This window comes from Marivita sp. (genome assembly GCF_022763305.1).
Lineage (GTDB): Bacteria > Pseudomonadota > Alphaproteobacteria > Rhodobacterales > Rhodobacteraceae > Marivita.
Window position 1 is genome coordinate 97,324 of the sequence record NZ_JALEGT010000052.1, and the last position, 15,254, is coordinate 112,577.

The window sequence follows — 15,254 nt, forward strand, 5'->3', positions numbered from 1 at the left end:
GTAATCCGTCGTTTCGGGTTTGTCACGTCACTGATCGGGGGCGATCAGGCCAAGCCCGCGCAGGTAGACGCCAATCCCAGTTTCCAGAAGCTGTTCCGGCGGGAAGGGTGATTTTGTCCCCGGCGAATTGCGGGCAAAGAGTTCGACAACCCCGTGGCTGAGCGCCCAGACATGGGCCGAAAACATCGACGCTGGCGGGCGTTTTTCCGGCGGGATGTGCTGCGAGAGGTCTTCGGCGGCACGTTCGAGCACGGCGCGGGCGCGTCCCGAGGCTGTGGCAAGGTCGGGCGTGCGGTTCACCGAGATGCCGCTTTCGAACATCGCGATGTAATGGCCGGGGTATTTGCGCGCAAAGGCCAGATAGGCGCGGCCCGTCGCCTCGAACGCGGCCAGGGCCGAAGGCTGACCGCTGTCATAGGCGTATTGCATCACGTCGGCAAAGATCTCGTAGCCCTGAAGGGCGGCTTCGGCGATCAGGTCGTCGCGGCCTTCGAAGTGGCGGTACACGGCGGCAGGCGTCACACCCGCCTGTTTCGCGGCTTCCGACAGGGTGAAACCTGTCGGGCCCTTTTCGGTGATCAGCTCGAGCGCTGCATCAACGAGGGCCTGCCGCAGATTGCCGTGATGGTAGCCGCGTTTAGCCATCCCAGATGTCCGGTCCGCCGCAGACTTTGGGGTCGACCTGTCCCAGCGCCTTGAGGTCCTTGCGCGCGTAATCAAGACGGGTCAGGACGCTGCGGATCGCGTTGATGCGGGCGCGGCGCTTGTCGTCGGAGCGCACGATGGTCCAGGGCGCGTGATCGGTGTGGGTTCTGCCGAAGGTCTCCTGTATGGCGTCGCTGTAGGCGTCCCATTTCTTGAGGCCCTCGACGTCGATCCAGCTCAGCTTCCATTGCTTGAGCGGGTCGCTTTCCCGATCAAGGAAACGGCGCAGCTGTTCCGCACGCCCGACATTGAGCCAGATCTTGAACAGCTTGATCCCGTCATCGACCAGCATCTTTTCGAAATCAGGCACTTGCCGGAAGAAATGCGTGCGCTGCTCGGGGGTGCAGAAGCCGAAGACATGCTCGACCACGGCGCGGTTGTACCAGCTGCGGTCGAAGAACGCGATCTCGCCGGCTGCGGGCAGATGATCGACATAGCGCTGGAAATACCATTGCGTCGCCTCGGTTTCGGTGGGCTTGGACAAGGCCACGACATTTGCGCCGCGCGGATTAAGATTTTCGCGGAACCGCTTGATCGTGCCGCCTTTTCCGGCGGCATCCCGACCCTCGAAGACAATTGCGATGCGGGTGCCGCCGTCCTTGGCCCAGGATTTCATCTTGACGAGTTCGATCTGCAGCGCTGCCAGATCTTTTTCGTAGGCCTTGCGCGGCATGCGTTCGGAATAGGGGTAATCCGGGTTGAGGATGTCGTCCTTTTCGGCGCGTTTGATCGCGTTGCGGATGTCTTCCGGTGCGATATCGTTGAAGAAGGTGCTGATCGCACCATCAAAGGGAAGGTCCATGCGGGGCCCTTTCGTTCATCTGCTCTGATCTGAATATGGGATGTTAATGCGATTAACGCAAACCCGCTCGTTGTGCGGCCCGATCAATGGCCGCGATGACCTCGGGTTCGGCGGCGTGATGGGGCATGTGCCCGATCCCTTCGAGGATGGTGAGGTTCGCGCCCGTGATCTGTTGCGACAGGGGGATGGAATGGATCGACAGGCCGACGGTTGTGTCGGCGTCGCCATGGACGATTTCGGTGGGCACGTCGATCGTGCCGTACCGCGTATGCAGGGATATGATTTCGTTCAGCAAATTTGCACGCTGCTTGGCATTGGCGCGAAGCGTGTCACGCCGCAGGGTCAGAGGTGCGCCGATATGTTCGGCATAGCCGTCTGGTTCTTTTTGAGGCGCGAACACGGATTCGATGGCGCCGTCGATCACCGGGTTGGGGACAAAGGCGGTCAGCGCGGGGACCACCGTCGCGCCGCCAAGGTTGCTCGAGGTGACTTTATAGAAAAGGCTCAGATCGCTGGTCCAGGGATTCGAGGCGGCCGCAAGCAGGATCAGCGCCGAGAGGCTGTCCGGCCGTTCCACCGCCCAGGCCAAAGCGACGGCGCCACCGTAGCTTTGGCCCAGAACCATCGGTTTTTGCAGGCCAAGTTGATCTGACGCATCCGCAAGAAGCGTGGCCTGTTCGATCAGGGTCGTGCCGTCGGGATTGACCCGCTCGGTATATCCAAGCCCCGGCCGGTCAAAAGCCGTGACGCGGTAGCGGTCGGCCAGTTTGTCGACCAGAGAGAAGGTGAAATCGCGCAGGTTGCCGCTCGCGCCGTGGATCAGCACGATGTCGGGCCCGTCGCCTTTGGTCACGTAATGCACGCGTGTGCCGTTCACGGTCAGGAACTGGCCCTCGGGGGGAAATCGCTCTTCCGCGCGGGCTTCGCGGTAGCTGGCCGTGCAGGCGGTGGTCAGGGTCAAGGCAGCGGTCCAGCCGACGAGCCATGCAAGTGTCTTGAACGCCAAACCGTCCTCCTGAAGTCTACCTGTTGCGCAAATCCGTGCTCGCCGCGCCGATCTGCTCGATATCGAACGGAGTTGTCAGGTAGATCTCGGACACCCAATTGCCATAGAGAAGATGCGCATGGCTGCGCCAGCGGTTCTGAGGCGGTTTGGCGGGATCGTCGTCGGGGTAATAGTTCGCAGGCACGTTGATCGGCGTGCCATTGGCCACGTCGCGGTCATACTCGTCCTTGAGCGTGTTGCTGTCATATTCGAAATGATTGAACACATAGAGCGCCCGGTGCGCCGGGTCCTCGACAAGGCAAGGGCCGGTTTCGGCGCTGTCGATCAGGATGGGAAGCCCAGCCTTTTCAACGTCTTCGCGCCTGATCTCGGTCCAGCGGCTGACCGGGATCACCATGTCATCCGAGAACCCCCGCAGATAGGGGGATGCTGGCACAAGGTTGCGGTGCCGGATGCAGCCGAATGCCTTGTGCGGAAGCGTAATCTTGGGCACGCCGTGGAAATGGTTGATCATCGCCATGCCACCCCAACAGACGCCGAACGTGGAATGCACATGCGTCTGGGTCCAGTCCATGACCTGGGTCAGCTCGTCCCAATACGTCACCTCTTCGTAGGGCAGATGTTCGATCGGCGCACCGGTGATGATGAGCCCGTCAAACTTTTCGCCGCTGTCCGCCACCTCGGCAAAGGGACGGTAGAAGCTTTCCATGTGTTCGGCCGCGGTGTTCTTGGTCTGGTGTTCGGACATGCGGATCAGGTTGAATTCGATCTGCAAAGGTGTCGCGCCGATCAGCCGGGCAAACTGGTTCTCGGTCTGGATCTTCTTCGGCATCAGGTTGAGCAACGCGATGCGCAGCGGGCGGATGTCCTGCTGACTGGCCAATTCGTCCGGGATCACCATCACGCCTTCGCGCTTGAGCACGGAATAGGCGGGCAGGTCGGTGGGCAGTTTGATTGGCATGGCTCAGGGTCTTCTCTGGTCAATGGCTTGGGCGATCAACGCGTCGAAATTGGCGGGCGAGGCATCGGCCATGAGGTCATGGGCGTCGATGGTGACACCCCAGCGGTCGGCCATCATCTGGTAGCGCGGCTGGCGGTGTGCAAGGGCCTGTGCATAGGTCCAGCGGATGAAGGCATCCGGATCAACATCGTCCTGTTCAATATTGTTTTCGCTCAGATATTGGCTCCAGACGCGAGAGAGGAATTCAGGCTGGTACGCCATCGGCTTTGGCGCTTTGTCGAACCGGCGGATCAGTTCCTGCGTATGCGCCTGATCGCCCTTGATCCAGACCAGCAACGCGTGTTTCGACAGTTCCGCCATGATCGGATCGTTGGGATCCTCGGGATCGACCCATTCGCAGATCGACCCACCCGTGTCGCAGACGAAGTGCGGATATCCATACAGGTCGATGGCGCGGTCGATGAAATAGCCGGTATCGAGCAGCGCCGCCATCTCGGCGCGGCGGAACTGGTCCTGCCGCTTGCGGTACTCGTCGATCTCCATTCCGCCGCAGGCCGGATTCCCCGGTTTGCCGAGATAGGCAGACACGGGGGCAAGGTTGTGAAAGCTGATGTTGGAGCCGATATAGATCGAGTCCGACATCAGAAGTTCGCGCAGGAAGGGCACCTTCATCGCCTCGCGTTTGGCATTGTCGGCGATGTATTCCCCCATGTAGCGGGTGCCGATGCGGTAATCGATCGAATAGTGGAACCAGTCGCCGGTGTCGCGCAGCAGGTTCGAGATATGGGTCTTGCCCAGACCTGACATGGCAAAGAGCACCACCCGCTTGTGCGGAGCGCCGTGCCATTCCTGTGCGGAGGTGTAGATCATTTGCGCGGGTCCATGTCCAAGATGCCGTCCCGAGGGATTAGCGGGGCGCGTGGGACGCGTCAAATGGTTGTGCCGCAGCACAGAAAAACCCCGCCGGACAGGGCCGACGGGGTTTGTTGGATAGAGCGTTGCCGCTTGATCCCGGTGCCGTACCTTAGAAATCGACGGTCAGAGAGATCCCGACGCCCAGGGCGGTGTTGTCTTCGAACCTGACGCCCGATGCATCCTCGGCTTCACCGATCCAGGCGTATTCCAGACCTCCGCGCAGGGTCATGTTGTCCATCTTGTACTGGCCGCCGATCCCGAGGCTCACAAAGCCGTCGCGCGGGGCAAGGCGGGACACCGTGTCGCCGTTCTGCGCCTCGTAGGACACCTGCACAAAGCCGGACAGGTCCTCGGAGAAGGCACGACCCACGCCAAGTTTCCACGTCGTGCGGTCATTGTCGAACCCGGTCACGTTGCCGCCGGTCACACCTTCATATTCCGGTGTGCGCACTTCCCACTTGGACCATTCCACCCATTTGACCTGACCAAAAAGCAGCGTGCCAGGTGCGATCCCGGTCTGGAAGTCGAGCGCAACGGCCTGTGGCATCGTCACCTTGGTCTTGCCGCCGGAGGCGTCGATGCCAAGGCCGGCGATCGATTCCGAGGTGCTGAAGCTGTGGGTGATCTCACTTTGCCAGGACAGCGCGACCCGAAGGGCGATGTCCGGGATCTCGTAGGCGACGCCAAGGATGGCGCCCCAGTCACCGACGCGGCTGCCGCTGGCATTGTATTCCATCGAGGTGCCGAAATCCTGTGCCGCAGCGCCCAAGGCCTGAGCCCGTGCGCCCAGAGCCTGCGCCTGAGCGCCAAGAGCCTGGGCTTGCGCTCCAAGCGCCTGCGCCGTGGCCAGATCGCCGGCGGCACCAGCGGCCTGTGCCTGGGCGCCAAGCGCCTGTGCCTCGGCCCCCAGAGCCTGCGCCTGCGCGCCGATGCCCTGTGCGTTGCGGCCAACGGAACTGCGCACGAGAAGGTCCGGAATGGTGATGTCCGCCGCGCTTTCGACATAGCGCGCCCCGGCAAAGACCGACACGCGGTCGCTGACCTGATATTTGCCGACAAGCGAGATCTGGTCGCTGTCCCAATCGGCCGTCAGGCCCGCATAGATGCCCTGCGTGTATTCTGCACCGGCGCCATAGGGGTTGTTGACAAACATCCCGAAGGTCAGCTTTTCGGTGAAGTCGTTTTTGTAGGCGAGGCTGTAGTTGTTGTAATCAGTCAGCATGTTGCCGGTGCTGCTTTCGCCGCCACCCGCCGCAGTCAGTTCGGGTGTGTATTTGCCCGACAGTTCCGGCATCACATGCGAGAAGCTGAGCTGCAGTTGATCGTTCGGCGTGAACAGGAAACCGTAATCATTGTTCGAGCGCTCGATACCGCCCGCATGTGCCGCGCCTGCTGCAACAGCAAGCGCCAGAGCGCTTGTCATGATTTTTGTCATTGGACCCTCATCCCTTGAGATTTGTCTCTCCTCTGCAGGATCCGTACCCAAGTGCAGTTCGTGGGGTCAATTTTTACCATACGTCAGGGACGGCGTTGTGCCGTAGCGTCACATTCCTGTTACGCGCGCGTTGATGACCATATGTTGTAGTAATTCGCGCCAAAAATCACGGCAGCGCCCAACAGGACGAAGGGGTCCAAAGGTTCGGCGTAGAGCAACATCCCGACGATCGCGATCACCGGCAGGCGGGTGAAGTCAATCGGCATCACGATGGTCGCCGGTGCGAGTGACAAAGCCGTGGTCAGGCAGAAATGCGCGACCAGCCCGCCGACGGCGATCACCACAACCCAGGGCAGGTTGGCGGCGGTCGGCAACGCGATGTCACCATCGAACCCGGCAAAGCCAAGGCCCAGCACCGCCTGCATGACCGTCAGATAAAACAGGATGCAGGTGATCGTCTCGGTCCGTGTCAGCTTGCGCGTGAACACTGCCGATCCGGCAAACCCAATGGCCGCCAGTGCTGCTGTGACCAGGCCGATATGAAAGGTGTCCGGGCTCGGACGCGTGACGATAAGGATGCCGATGAACCCGATCACCGCCGAGATGGCCTGCGATTTTGTCAGCCGCTCCCCCAGCACAAAAGGCGCCATCAGCATCACCCAGAGCGGCGCGGTGAATTCTAGCGCGAAGACCTGCGCCAGAGGGATCACGGTGATCGAATAGAACCACAGGTTCTGTCCGGCGAAGTGGCTGACATTGCGGATGAAATGCAGGCCCAGCTTCCGCGCGCGCACCTCTTTCAGAGTACCGGCAAGGCTGGCGATGCTGATCACGATGACCATGCCGATCAGGCTGCGATACATCATGATCTCGAACGTATCGAGATCGAGGCTGACCGCGCGGCCCGCAATCGCCATCGAGGTGAACGACACAATCGCGCCGATCATCCAGAGGCAGGCCCGGATCGTCGGGGACAGAGTCATTCAGTCACGCGGCAAATGGCAACAGCCAGAAAGGAATCGGCGTTGGCCGGGGGCGATCAACTGCATCGTGATGGTCCAGCCATAGGACCGGTCGCTCATCCCGTCAAAGCAGGTGCCGCCGGAAATTGTGGCTTCGATCACCTGGCTGTCCTCGGTCGCCAGAGTGACAAGCGCGGGGCTGCCAAGGCGTCCCTCGGCGGTGACGATGCCGTCAAACGCGAAATCCGTGTCGCCATCGACGGGATGCGAATAGCGGGCGTCGGTGCCGTAGAGACCAAGCGCCCAGAAGGGTTCGGTGCCGCCACAGATCAGGCCTTGGGGCAGGGTGGTTTCCCCAAGCGTTGGGACGTCGTCACGAGTCAGAAACCGGGTCGAGACCCAGCCGTCGCGTTCATTCAGCGCAATCCGCGCCCAGTTCCCGGTGGGATCGAACGTGAACACTTCGATCCTTTGGGCGTCATGCGCCAGATCGCCGATGTCGGCGCTGCTCGCAGAGGGCTCGGACCGCACGTTCAACACGTCATTCGCCGCCACGCCGGTCACGCGGTGATAGGTCGGTTCCGCCTGCGCCAAGGCGGGCAGGGCCAGCGAAACGGCCAGAAGGCCTGCGCGCATCATTCCCATTCGATCGTTCCCGGCGGTTTCGAGGTGATGTCATAGGTCACTCGGTTGATGCCCTTGACCTCGTTGATGATCCGGGTCGCGGTTTCGCCAAGGAAGTCGTGGCTGAACGGATAGTAATCCGCCGTCATGCCATCCACCGATGTCACCGCGCGCAGGGCACAGGCGTAATCATATGTACGGCCGTCGCCCATCACACCCACGGTGCGGACGGGCAGGATCGCAACAAAGGCCTGCCAGATCTCGTCATAAAGCCCATGCTTGCGAATCTGGTCGATATAGACCGCGTCCGCCTTGCGCAGGATCTCGAGCTTTTCGCGGGTGATCTCGCCGGGACAGCGGATGGCAAGGCCGGGGCCGGGGAAGGGGTGGCGACCGATGAAGCTGTCGGGCAGGCCCAGTTCGCGGCCCAACTCGCGCACTTCGTCCTTGAAGAGTTCGCGCAGCGGCTCGACCAGCTTGAGGCCCATCTTTTCCGGCAGGCCGCCCACATTGTGGTGGCTCTTGATCGTGACCGACGGTCCACCACTGAAAGACACGGATTCGATCACGTCGGGATAGAGCGTGCCTTGGGCGAGGAATTCTGCGCCTTCGATCTGGTTCGCGTATTTCTGGAACACGTCGATGAAGAGGCGGCCAATGATCTTTCTCTTTGTTTCCGGGTCACTTACGCCGTCAAGCTCACCCAGAAACAGTTCTTGTTCCTGCGCGTGGATCACCTGCAGGTTCATGTGATCGCGGAACATCGCGACGACCTCTTCGCCCTCGTTCAGGCGCAACAGGCCGTGATCCACGAAGACGCAGGTCAACTGATCGCCAATCGCGTCATGCAGCAGCGCCGCCGCGACCGAGCTGTCGACGCCGCCGGACAGGCCGCAGATCACGCGCTTGTTGCCGACCTGTTCCTTGATCTTGCGGATCGCTTCCTCGCGGTAGGCGCCCATCGTCCAGTCACCGGTAAACCCGGCAAGCTGCACGAAATTCTGATAGAGCGTCTTGCCGTTCGGGGTGTGATGCACCTCGGGGTGGAACTGCACCGCATAGAAGCGGCGTTCAGTGTCGGCGGTGATTGCAAAGGGCGCGCCGGGCGAGGTGCCTAGAACGTCAAATCCTGGAGCGATTTCAGACACATGGTCGCCGTGGCTCATCCAGACCTGTTCGCGGCCCGTGCCATCCATGAACCACCCAGCCAATAGGTCGCTGCGGGTCTCGGTCGGGGTGACATAGGCACGGCCAAACTCGGCGGTCGCATGTTCGCCCGCTTCGACCTTGCCACCCAGATCCTGCATCATGACCTGTTGGCCATAGCAGATGCCCAGGATCGGCACGCCCATCTCGTAGGCCTTGCGCGGCGGGCGTGGACTGCCCTCGCGCATCACGCTGTCCGGGCCACCGGAAAAGATGATCGCCTTGGGGGCAAATTCGGTCAGAAACGCATCCGTGACGTTCTGGAACGGATGGATCTCGCAATAGACATTCAACTCGCGCAGGCGACGCGCAATCAGCTGCGTGACCTGGCTGCCGAAGTCGATGATGAGAAGGCGGTCGTGATCTGCTGTGTTCATGGCTCCTGATAGGCAGAGCACGGGTAAATGGCAATATTCCTGATGCGCTTCCGCGCCGCTGCGCGCTCAGCGCCTCAGAAACGCGCGATGGACCGCAAAGGCCCCGACGATCCAGACCAGAAAGCAAAGCACGATCGAGGTTCCGAACCGGAGTGCGACACCGCTGAATCCGGCAAGGGCAACGGCGAGACCGGCACACAGAACCAGCACCATCGCGGTGGTCTTTTTCGGGGCGTAGGTCATCGCGGTCTCCTGTGTCGGTGTACCGGACGAACCCGCGTCGCAGGGCAGAGGTTCCCCGATGGTGCCCGGATCGCCCCGTCGAATGTCGCTTTCGCAACGGACAAGACGTAATCGGTCCCTGACGCCCCCGTCACACATATTATGGAGTGTCCACCGGACAACGTGCCGGCGCGAACAGAACCCGTATGGAGTTGAATCATGGCAGAGGCAGAAACACGCAGACGGTCACGTGGTGGCGGCGGTGCGGCGCGGCGGGCAGAACGCACGGCGGTTTCTGTCGAAACGGCCAAGTACATTCAGCGCAACATCCCGAATTTCGAGATCCTGACCGAGGAGGCGCTTGAGATCATCGAGACCAACGCCGAAACGGTCCTCGCAGAAATCGGCGTGAACTTTGTCAACAACCCGGGTGCGCTCGAACTGTGGCGCAATGCCGGCGCCGATGTCACCGGTGAGCGTGTGCGCATCCCGCGCGGTCTGGCCCGCAAGCTGTGCAGCACCGCACCCTCGACCTTTACCCAGCACGCGCGCAACCCGAACCGCTCGGTCGAGATCGGCGGCCGCAACCTCGTGCTGGCCCCGGTTTATGGTCCGCCCTTCGTGCATGACGCGATGGGGGGACGACGCTATGCGACGCTCGCCGATTTCGAGAAATTCGTGAAGCTGGGCTACATGTCCAAATGGCTGCATCATTCGGGCGGCACGGTGTGCGAACCCACCGACATTCCGGTGAACAAGCGCCATCTCGACATGCTGATGGCGCATATGACCCTGTCGGACAAACCCTTCATGGGCTCCGTCACCGAACCCAGCCGCGCGCAGGACAGCGTCGAAATGTGCGAGATCCTGTTCGGCAAGGAGTTCGTGCAGGACAACACCGTGATGACCTCGCTCATCAACATCAACTCGCCGATGACCTTCGACGACGTGATGATGGGCGCGCTCGAAGTCTATGCCCGCAACAATCAGGCCGCGATCATCAGCCCCTTCATCGTGGGTGGTGCGATGGCGCCTGTCTCGGTCGCGGGGACGCTGACGCAGGTTCTTGCCGAAGTGATGGCCGGAATCGCCTACAGCCAGCTCGTCCGCGCCGGTGCTCCTGTGATCTTCGGGGCCTTCGTGACCTCGATCGACATGAACTCGGGCGCGCCGACCTTCGGCACACCCGAGGCCAGCCAGATCACCTATGGCGCTGGTCAGCTCGCCCGTCGCCTTGGTCTGCCGTTCCGCTCGGCCGGCAGCTTTACCGGCTCGAAACTGCCGGATGCGCAGGCTGCGTATGAGACCGCCAACAGCCTTAACATGGGTCTCCTGTCTGGCGTGAACTTCATGCTGCACGCCTGCGGTTGGCTCGAAGGCGGGCTGGTCGCGTCGTTCGAGAAATTCGTCATGGACGCCGATCAGCTTGGCGCGCTGCACAAGATGGCGCAGGGGGTGTCGGTGGACGAGGAAGCGCAGGCCATGGGTGCAATTGCCGAAGTGGGCCCGGGTGGCCACTACCTCGGCTGCGCGCACACGCAGGCGCATTTCAAATCGGCCTTCTGGCGGTCCGAAATCTTCGATTTCAAACCCTATGAAACCTGGTCGGAAGAGGGCGCACGGGACACGATGGCGCTGGCGACAGAGCGCGTGCAGCGCCTGATCGACACGTACCAGCAACCGCCGCTCGATCCGGGCATTCACGAAGGTCTGACCGACTACGTGGCCCGCAAGAAAGCGTCCATGCCCGACGCCTTCATGTGACCGGCGGGGCGGCTGCGATCTGCGTCTGATCCCGCAGCAGCCGCGATTCGCCCATGATGGCCGTCAGAACATCCACATGCGCGGCGATGCTGTACCCGGCATCGCCGCTTTCGCGTTTGTCGTTCATCTCGGCTTCGAGTGCCATCAGCCGGATCAAGGTCGGGCCAAGGCGAAGGGTGACGCCATACCCCAAGAGCCGGGGCAGGCGCGCCTCGCGCCGGTAGGTTTGCGCGCCGATCCGTGCGGCGCGGATCAACAGACGCGGGCGGCGCAAGGCCGCGATTTGGGTGAGCAGGTCTTGCATGGTCTGGTCCTCTTTCCGTGGGGCTGATGGCCATAGAAAGGTGCAACCATCGCACAACCTTAAGGCGTGTTGCGTGTCCGGGTTTCGGGCGCACGGTGCCCCGGTAATTTGTTTACCATTTGGAAACAAAAGATTTCAAAACGGCAAACGTTAACAAATCAGAAACAAATACACGTATAGGTAGATTTCCGTATGTGGATAAATCTGTGGATTTCTTCACGCGCATATCTGAATGGGGGTTCAAATGACCGATCAGCAACATCTTGATGACCGTGCCGGACTGACTGCGCTTTTTCCCGAAGAGGCGCGCAGATACCTGGCACATACCGCCGAAGGACGACCACTGCGCGACATCGCGCGCGAGGTTGGATGCCATCCGTCCACCATCCTGCGGCAGGTGCGCAAACTCGAAACGCTGAGGGACGATCCGCTGGTGGATCACGTCCTGGGGGCAGAGGCCGGTGCCGCGATGACGAACGATCCCGGGGCGCGGGGTCTGGATGCCGTCATCGACGCCATGCGCCATCTGTGTCAGCCGCGTGCGCTGATGATCTACCGCGCTGGCGTCGCGCAGGCCGCCATCGTGCGTATCCTTGGCGAAGGAGAGACGACCGTCCTTGGCGTTGTCGATCTCGGTGTGGCCGCCGCTCTGCTGCTGCGCAATTGGGTTGCGCCGGACGGGGGCACCACGGTTCGACGCTACCGGTCCACAGAAGAGGGGCGCAGCCATCTTCCGCGCCTCGTGGCCGCCCGCGAAGCCCGCGCGGCGCGGGGGCATGACGATGCTCTGGGGCGGTTTCCCGCGGTCGAGCCGGAGCGCCCTGTACGCGCGCCCTGCCATGGCCCCGGGTCCGACAGTCCGCTGACTGTCCTTGCCCGTCGGCGCGGTGCGGATGGCAAACCGTTCCTTTCGGCAGAATTCGTCGCGGCCGGAGATCGCCTTCAGGAGGATTTCGCCATTGCGGGGTTCGACAAGGCCGAACTTCTGGGCTGGGACCGGCCCGAACTGCTGCAGCCGCTCTACGATCGGGCCATGTCGATGGCGGATCAGCGAAGAGGCGCCGCCATCGGACGCACGCTCGACGCGCTCAGGGACCTTGGTCCGGGTCTGAGCGAAGTGGTGCTGCGCTGCTGTTGCCTGCGCGAAGGGCTCGAAGTCACCGAAAAGCGGCTGGGCTGGTCGGCCCGGTCCGGCAAGGTGGTTCTGCGGATCGCCTTGCAGCGCCTGAGCCTGTTTTACGCCAGAACCCGAGCGCACCAGCCCGTGCTGATCGGGTGATCCATCAAAAATAATTTCGGCTCGGTGTCACGCAGAGCTAAAACAGGCGATCCCTGTGCCGTTGATACGGTGGCAGGAGGTACTCGTTACCGTTGGGAATTTGAAGCTGCAATGCAGCTATGCAACACTGGTACTACCTCCTGCCATCTTCTATGTTAGAGGAAGCGAAGTTTGAAAAAGCGGGGAAAAACCGTTGCGCGACCTCAAGATACCCGAACAGCGCCATCCGGAGAAAGCCCACCGTCCGGACAACGCCCAACCCAAGAAGCCCAGCTGGATCCGCGTCAAGGCGCCGGGCGGCGAAGGGTATAACGAGACACGGCGCATCATGCGCGAGCACAAGCTCGTGACCGTCTGCGAAGAGGCTGGTTGCCCGAATGCGGGCGAATGCTGGAGCCAGGGCCACGCGACCATGATGATCATGGGCGATATCTGCACCCGGGGCTGCACCTTCTGCAACATCGCCACGGGCCGTCCCGATACGCTCGACGCGTTCGAACCGGGCCGTGTGGCCGATGCGGTTCAGAAGCTCGGGCTCAACCACGTTGTCATCACGTCGGTCGACCGCGACGATCTCGACGATGGCGGCGCCGAGCATTTCGCCCAGACCATCCGCGCCGTGCGTCACCGCTCGCCGGACACGACAATCGAAATCCTGACGCCGGATTTCCTGAAATGCGGCCCCGAGGCGCTGGAAACCGTTGTGGCGGCCCGTCCTGACGTGTTCAACCACAACCTCGAAACCGTGCCGGGTCTCTATCCCGAGGTGCGCCCCGGCGCGCGCTATTTCCATTCGCTGCGTCTTCTGCAGCGGGTCAAGGAGATCGATCCGGCGATCTTCACGAAGTCCGGGATCATGGTCGGTCTCGGCGAAGACCGTCAGGCGGTGATGCAGGTGATGGACGACATGCGCGCGGCGGATGTGGATTTCCTGACCATCGGCCAGTATCTGCAGCCGACGCCGAAACACCATGCCGTCGACCGGTTCGTGACCCCCGAGGAATTCGCGGGCTACGAAAAGGCGGCCTACGGCAAGGGCTTCCTGATGGTATCCGCCACACCGCTGACCCGGTCGTCCTATCACGCAGGCGACGATTTCGCCCGGCTGCGGGCAAACCGTGAAGCGAAACTGGCGCGGGTCTGAGCCAAAAGCTTCAAAGCTTTTGGCCAAAGCCTTCGAAGGCTTTGGCGCATCGGGTATTATGATTTCAGGAGGGGAAACCATTCAAAGGGTTTCGTCCAAGCCTTCAAAGGCTTGGGCTATTCCAGCGCCTTGAGATAGGCCGCAACGGCCGCACGGTCGCTCGCGGGAAGTTTGGCGAAATTCTCGACCACGGCCACCATGTGCCCGCCGGCACTGTCGAACTCCGGGGTAAAGCCGGTTTCGAGGTAATAGGCGATCTCTGTCGTTCCCCATGTCAGCGCATCGGGGCGCAGCGACGGAATCTCTCCGCGTCCGGTCGGGTTCGGCGCGCCACCCAGCCAGTTGCCGCGGTCAAGCCCGCCCAAGGCATCGCGGGGCGTGTGGCATTCACCGCAATGGGCCAATGCCTCAACAAGATAGCGACCGCGCTCGATCTCGGGGCTGTCCGCTGCCGGCACCACCCAGTCGTCGGTCATGTAAAGCATCTTCCAGACACCCACCGACCGGCGGATGTTGAAGGGAAAGCCCAGCTCGTGCGGCTGGCTGGGTGTCGCGTCCGCAGGCAGTGTCTGCCAGAATGCCCAGAGGTCGACCACGTCCTGATCGGTCATGTGCATGTAGGCGGTATAGGGAAAGGCGGGATAGTAATGCTGTCCTTCCGGGGACACGCCGGCTGTCACGGCGCTGGCAAATTCACCCAGTGTCCAGCTGCCGATCCCGGCGTCGGGATCCGGTGAGATGTTGGGCGCAAGGAAGGTGCCGAAATCGGACGCGAATCGCTGTCCGCCCGCAAGGACGCGTTTTGCATCCCCCTCGGCATCGGGTGCGGCATGACATGAGGCACACCCGGACGCGATGAAGACGGTTTCACCTCTGGCCGGATCGCCTATGCGATCGGCCAGAGGGCTGCTGTCGATGGGCGTGGCACCCGTTACGAACACTCCTGCTGCCGCAACGACAGCAAGCCCCAAAGCTCCTAGACTCAAACCACGCCGCATCTCTGCAGGTCAGTTTGCCGGTGCGCGGTGTGCGTCGTGGCAGGCGCTGCACGCCCCGCCGACTTGCCCCATCACGGGACCAAGCCCTTCGACGCCACCCGAGGCCGCTGCCTGGATCGCAAGCGCCGCTGTGCCGAAATCACCCCACTTGGAGAGGAAGTCGTCGTTCTGTTCCCAGATCGTCGGCTGTGCCCGTGTGCCGTCGATCGACATGTTGTCCGACCCTGCCGGCCACATCGGTCCTTGCTGGATCATCGAAACCGCCACCAGCGTGTCAGCCGCGGCCTGTGCCGCTTCGGCATTGTACTCGGTCTTGCCCTGCGCCATGCCGCCGAGAATTCCGAGATTGATCGCCATGATGCGGAACTGACCCTGGCGCGCTTTCAGCTGCCCCGAGAAATCGTCCTGCGCCATCGCGGCGGTGCCGCAGCCGAGCGCTGCAAAGGCGATCGCAAAGCTGAGATGTTTCTTCATGAATTCGTACTCCCTGAAAATTGTATGACTTGCCATCTAGTATGCCTCGCAAGGATCACAAATTAATTGTTAGATA

At 61.8% G+C, this 15,254-nt stretch carries 16 protein-coding genes; 3 read left to right on the forward strand and 13 right to left on the reverse strand.

Going from position 1 to position 15,254, the window contains the following annotated elements; translation table 11 throughout:
* Window positions 1-27: 27 nt before the first annotated feature.
* The 10 genes from MRY75_RS10235 to MRY75_RS10280 all read right to left on the reverse strand — a co-directional run bounded on the left by MRY75_RS10235 (window position 28) and on the right by MRY75_RS10280 (window position 9,236).
* Window positions 28-645 carry a TetR/AcrR family transcriptional regulator gene (locus MRY75_RS10235; RefSeq protein ID WP_292307508.1) on the reverse strand — a complete coding sequence of 206 codons (618 nt, stop codon included), beginning with the start codon at window positions 643-645 and terminating at the stop codon, window positions 28-30.
* Window positions 638-1,507 (reverse strand): polyphosphate kinase 2, encoded by an 870-nt coding sequence (gene ppk2, locus MRY75_RS10240; protein WP_292307509.1) that lies wholly within the window; start codon window positions 1,505-1,507, stop codon window positions 638-640. Before ppk2 ends, MRY75_RS10235 begins: the two co-directional genes overlap by 8 nt.
* A gap of 52 nt (window positions 1,508-1,559) precedes the next feature.
* Window positions 1,560-2,513, reverse strand: a complete 954-nt coding sequence (locus tag MRY75_RS10245) for an alpha/beta hydrolase (protein ID WP_292307511.1) — start codon at window positions 2,511-2,513, stop codon at window positions 1,560-1,562.
* Between the two features lie 16 nt (window positions 2,514-2,529).
* Window positions 2,530-3,474 (reverse strand): homoserine O-succinyltransferase, encoded by a 945-nt coding sequence (metA, locus tag MRY75_RS10250; protein WP_292307512.1) that lies wholly within the window; start codon window positions 3,472-3,474, stop codon window positions 2,530-2,532.
* Window positions 3,475-3,477: 3 nt separating this feature from the next.
* Entirely contained in the window at window positions 3,478-4,344 is an 867-nt protein-coding gene (locus MRY75_RS10255; RefSeq protein WP_292307514.1) for an ATPase, read from the reverse strand.
* Window positions 4,345-4,498: 154 nt separating this feature from the next.
* Complete coding sequence (locus MRY75_RS10260; protein ID WP_292307516.1) at window positions 4,499-5,812, reverse strand: outer membrane protein transport protein; 1,314 nt, start codon at window positions 5,810-5,812, stop codon at window positions 4,499-4,501.
* A gap of 131 nt (window positions 5,813-5,943) precedes the next feature.
* On the reverse strand, window positions 5,944-6,801 hold the full coding sequence (locus tag MRY75_RS10265; protein WP_292307531.1) for a DMT family transporter: 858 nt from the start codon (window positions 6,799-6,801) through the stop codon (window positions 5,944-5,946).
* Between the two features lie 6 nt (window positions 6,802-6,807).
* Complete coding sequence (locus MRY75_RS10270) at window positions 6,808-7,431, reverse strand: SH3 domain-containing protein (RefSeq protein ID WP_292307517.1); 624 nt, start codon at window positions 7,429-7,431, stop codon at window positions 6,808-6,810.
* Complete coding sequence (gene guaA / locus MRY75_RS10275) at window positions 7,422-8,993, reverse strand: glutamine-hydrolyzing GMP synthase (RefSeq protein WP_292307518.1); 1,572 nt, start codon at window positions 8,991-8,993, stop codon at window positions 7,422-7,424. The genes MRY75_RS10270 and guaA overlap by 10 nt, the downstream gene beginning before the upstream one ends.
* A gap of 66 nt (window positions 8,994-9,059) precedes the next feature.
* Window positions 9,060-9,236, reverse strand: a complete 177-nt coding sequence (locus MRY75_RS10280) for a hypothetical protein (protein WP_292307519.1) — start codon at window positions 9,234-9,236, stop codon at window positions 9,060-9,062.
* Window positions 9,237-9,434: 198 nt separating this feature from the next.
* Between MRY75_RS10280 and MRY75_RS10285 the strand changes: the two genes are divergently transcribed.
* Window positions 9,435-10,979 (forward strand): trimethylamine methyltransferase family protein, encoded by a 1,545-nt coding sequence (locus MRY75_RS10285; RefSeq protein WP_292307521.1) that lies wholly within the window; start codon window positions 9,435-9,437, stop codon window positions 10,977-10,979.
* Here the strand turns inward: MRY75_RS10285 and MRY75_RS10290 are convergent.
* Window positions 10,972-11,283 carry a DUF6477 family protein gene (locus MRY75_RS10290; RefSeq protein ID WP_292307522.1) on the reverse strand — a complete coding sequence of 104 codons (312 nt, stop codon included), beginning with the start codon at window positions 11,281-11,283 and terminating at the stop codon, window positions 10,972-10,974. The genes MRY75_RS10285 and MRY75_RS10290 overlap by 8 nt on opposite strands.
* 244 nt (window positions 11,284-11,527) lie before the next feature.
* On the opposite strand from MRY75_RS10290, the gene MRY75_RS10295 reads away from it, so the two are divergent.
* Window positions 11,528-12,562 carry a DUF6456 domain-containing protein gene (locus tag MRY75_RS10295; RefSeq protein WP_292307523.1) on the forward strand — a complete coding sequence of 345 codons (1,035 nt, stop codon included), beginning with the start codon at window positions 11,528-11,530 and terminating at the stop codon, window positions 12,560-12,562.
* Between the two features lie 193 nt (window positions 12,563-12,755).
* Entirely contained in the window at window positions 12,756-13,706 is a 951-nt protein-coding gene (lipA, locus tag MRY75_RS10300) for a lipoyl synthase (protein WP_292307525.1), read from the forward strand.
* Between the two features lie 116 nt (window positions 13,707-13,822).
* On the opposite strand, the gene MRY75_RS10305 is transcribed toward lipA, so the two are convergent.
* Complete coding sequence (locus MRY75_RS10305; RefSeq protein WP_292307526.1) at window positions 13,823-14,704, reverse strand: cytochrome c; 882 nt, start codon at window positions 14,702-14,704, stop codon at window positions 13,823-13,825.
* Window positions 14,705-14,713: 9 nt separating this feature from the next.
* Window positions 14,714-15,178 carry a cytochrome c gene (locus MRY75_RS10310; protein ID WP_292307528.1) on the reverse strand — a complete coding sequence of 155 codons (465 nt, stop codon included), beginning with the start codon at window positions 15,176-15,178 and terminating at the stop codon, window positions 14,714-14,716.
* Window positions 15,179-15,254: the final 76 nt, after the last annotated feature.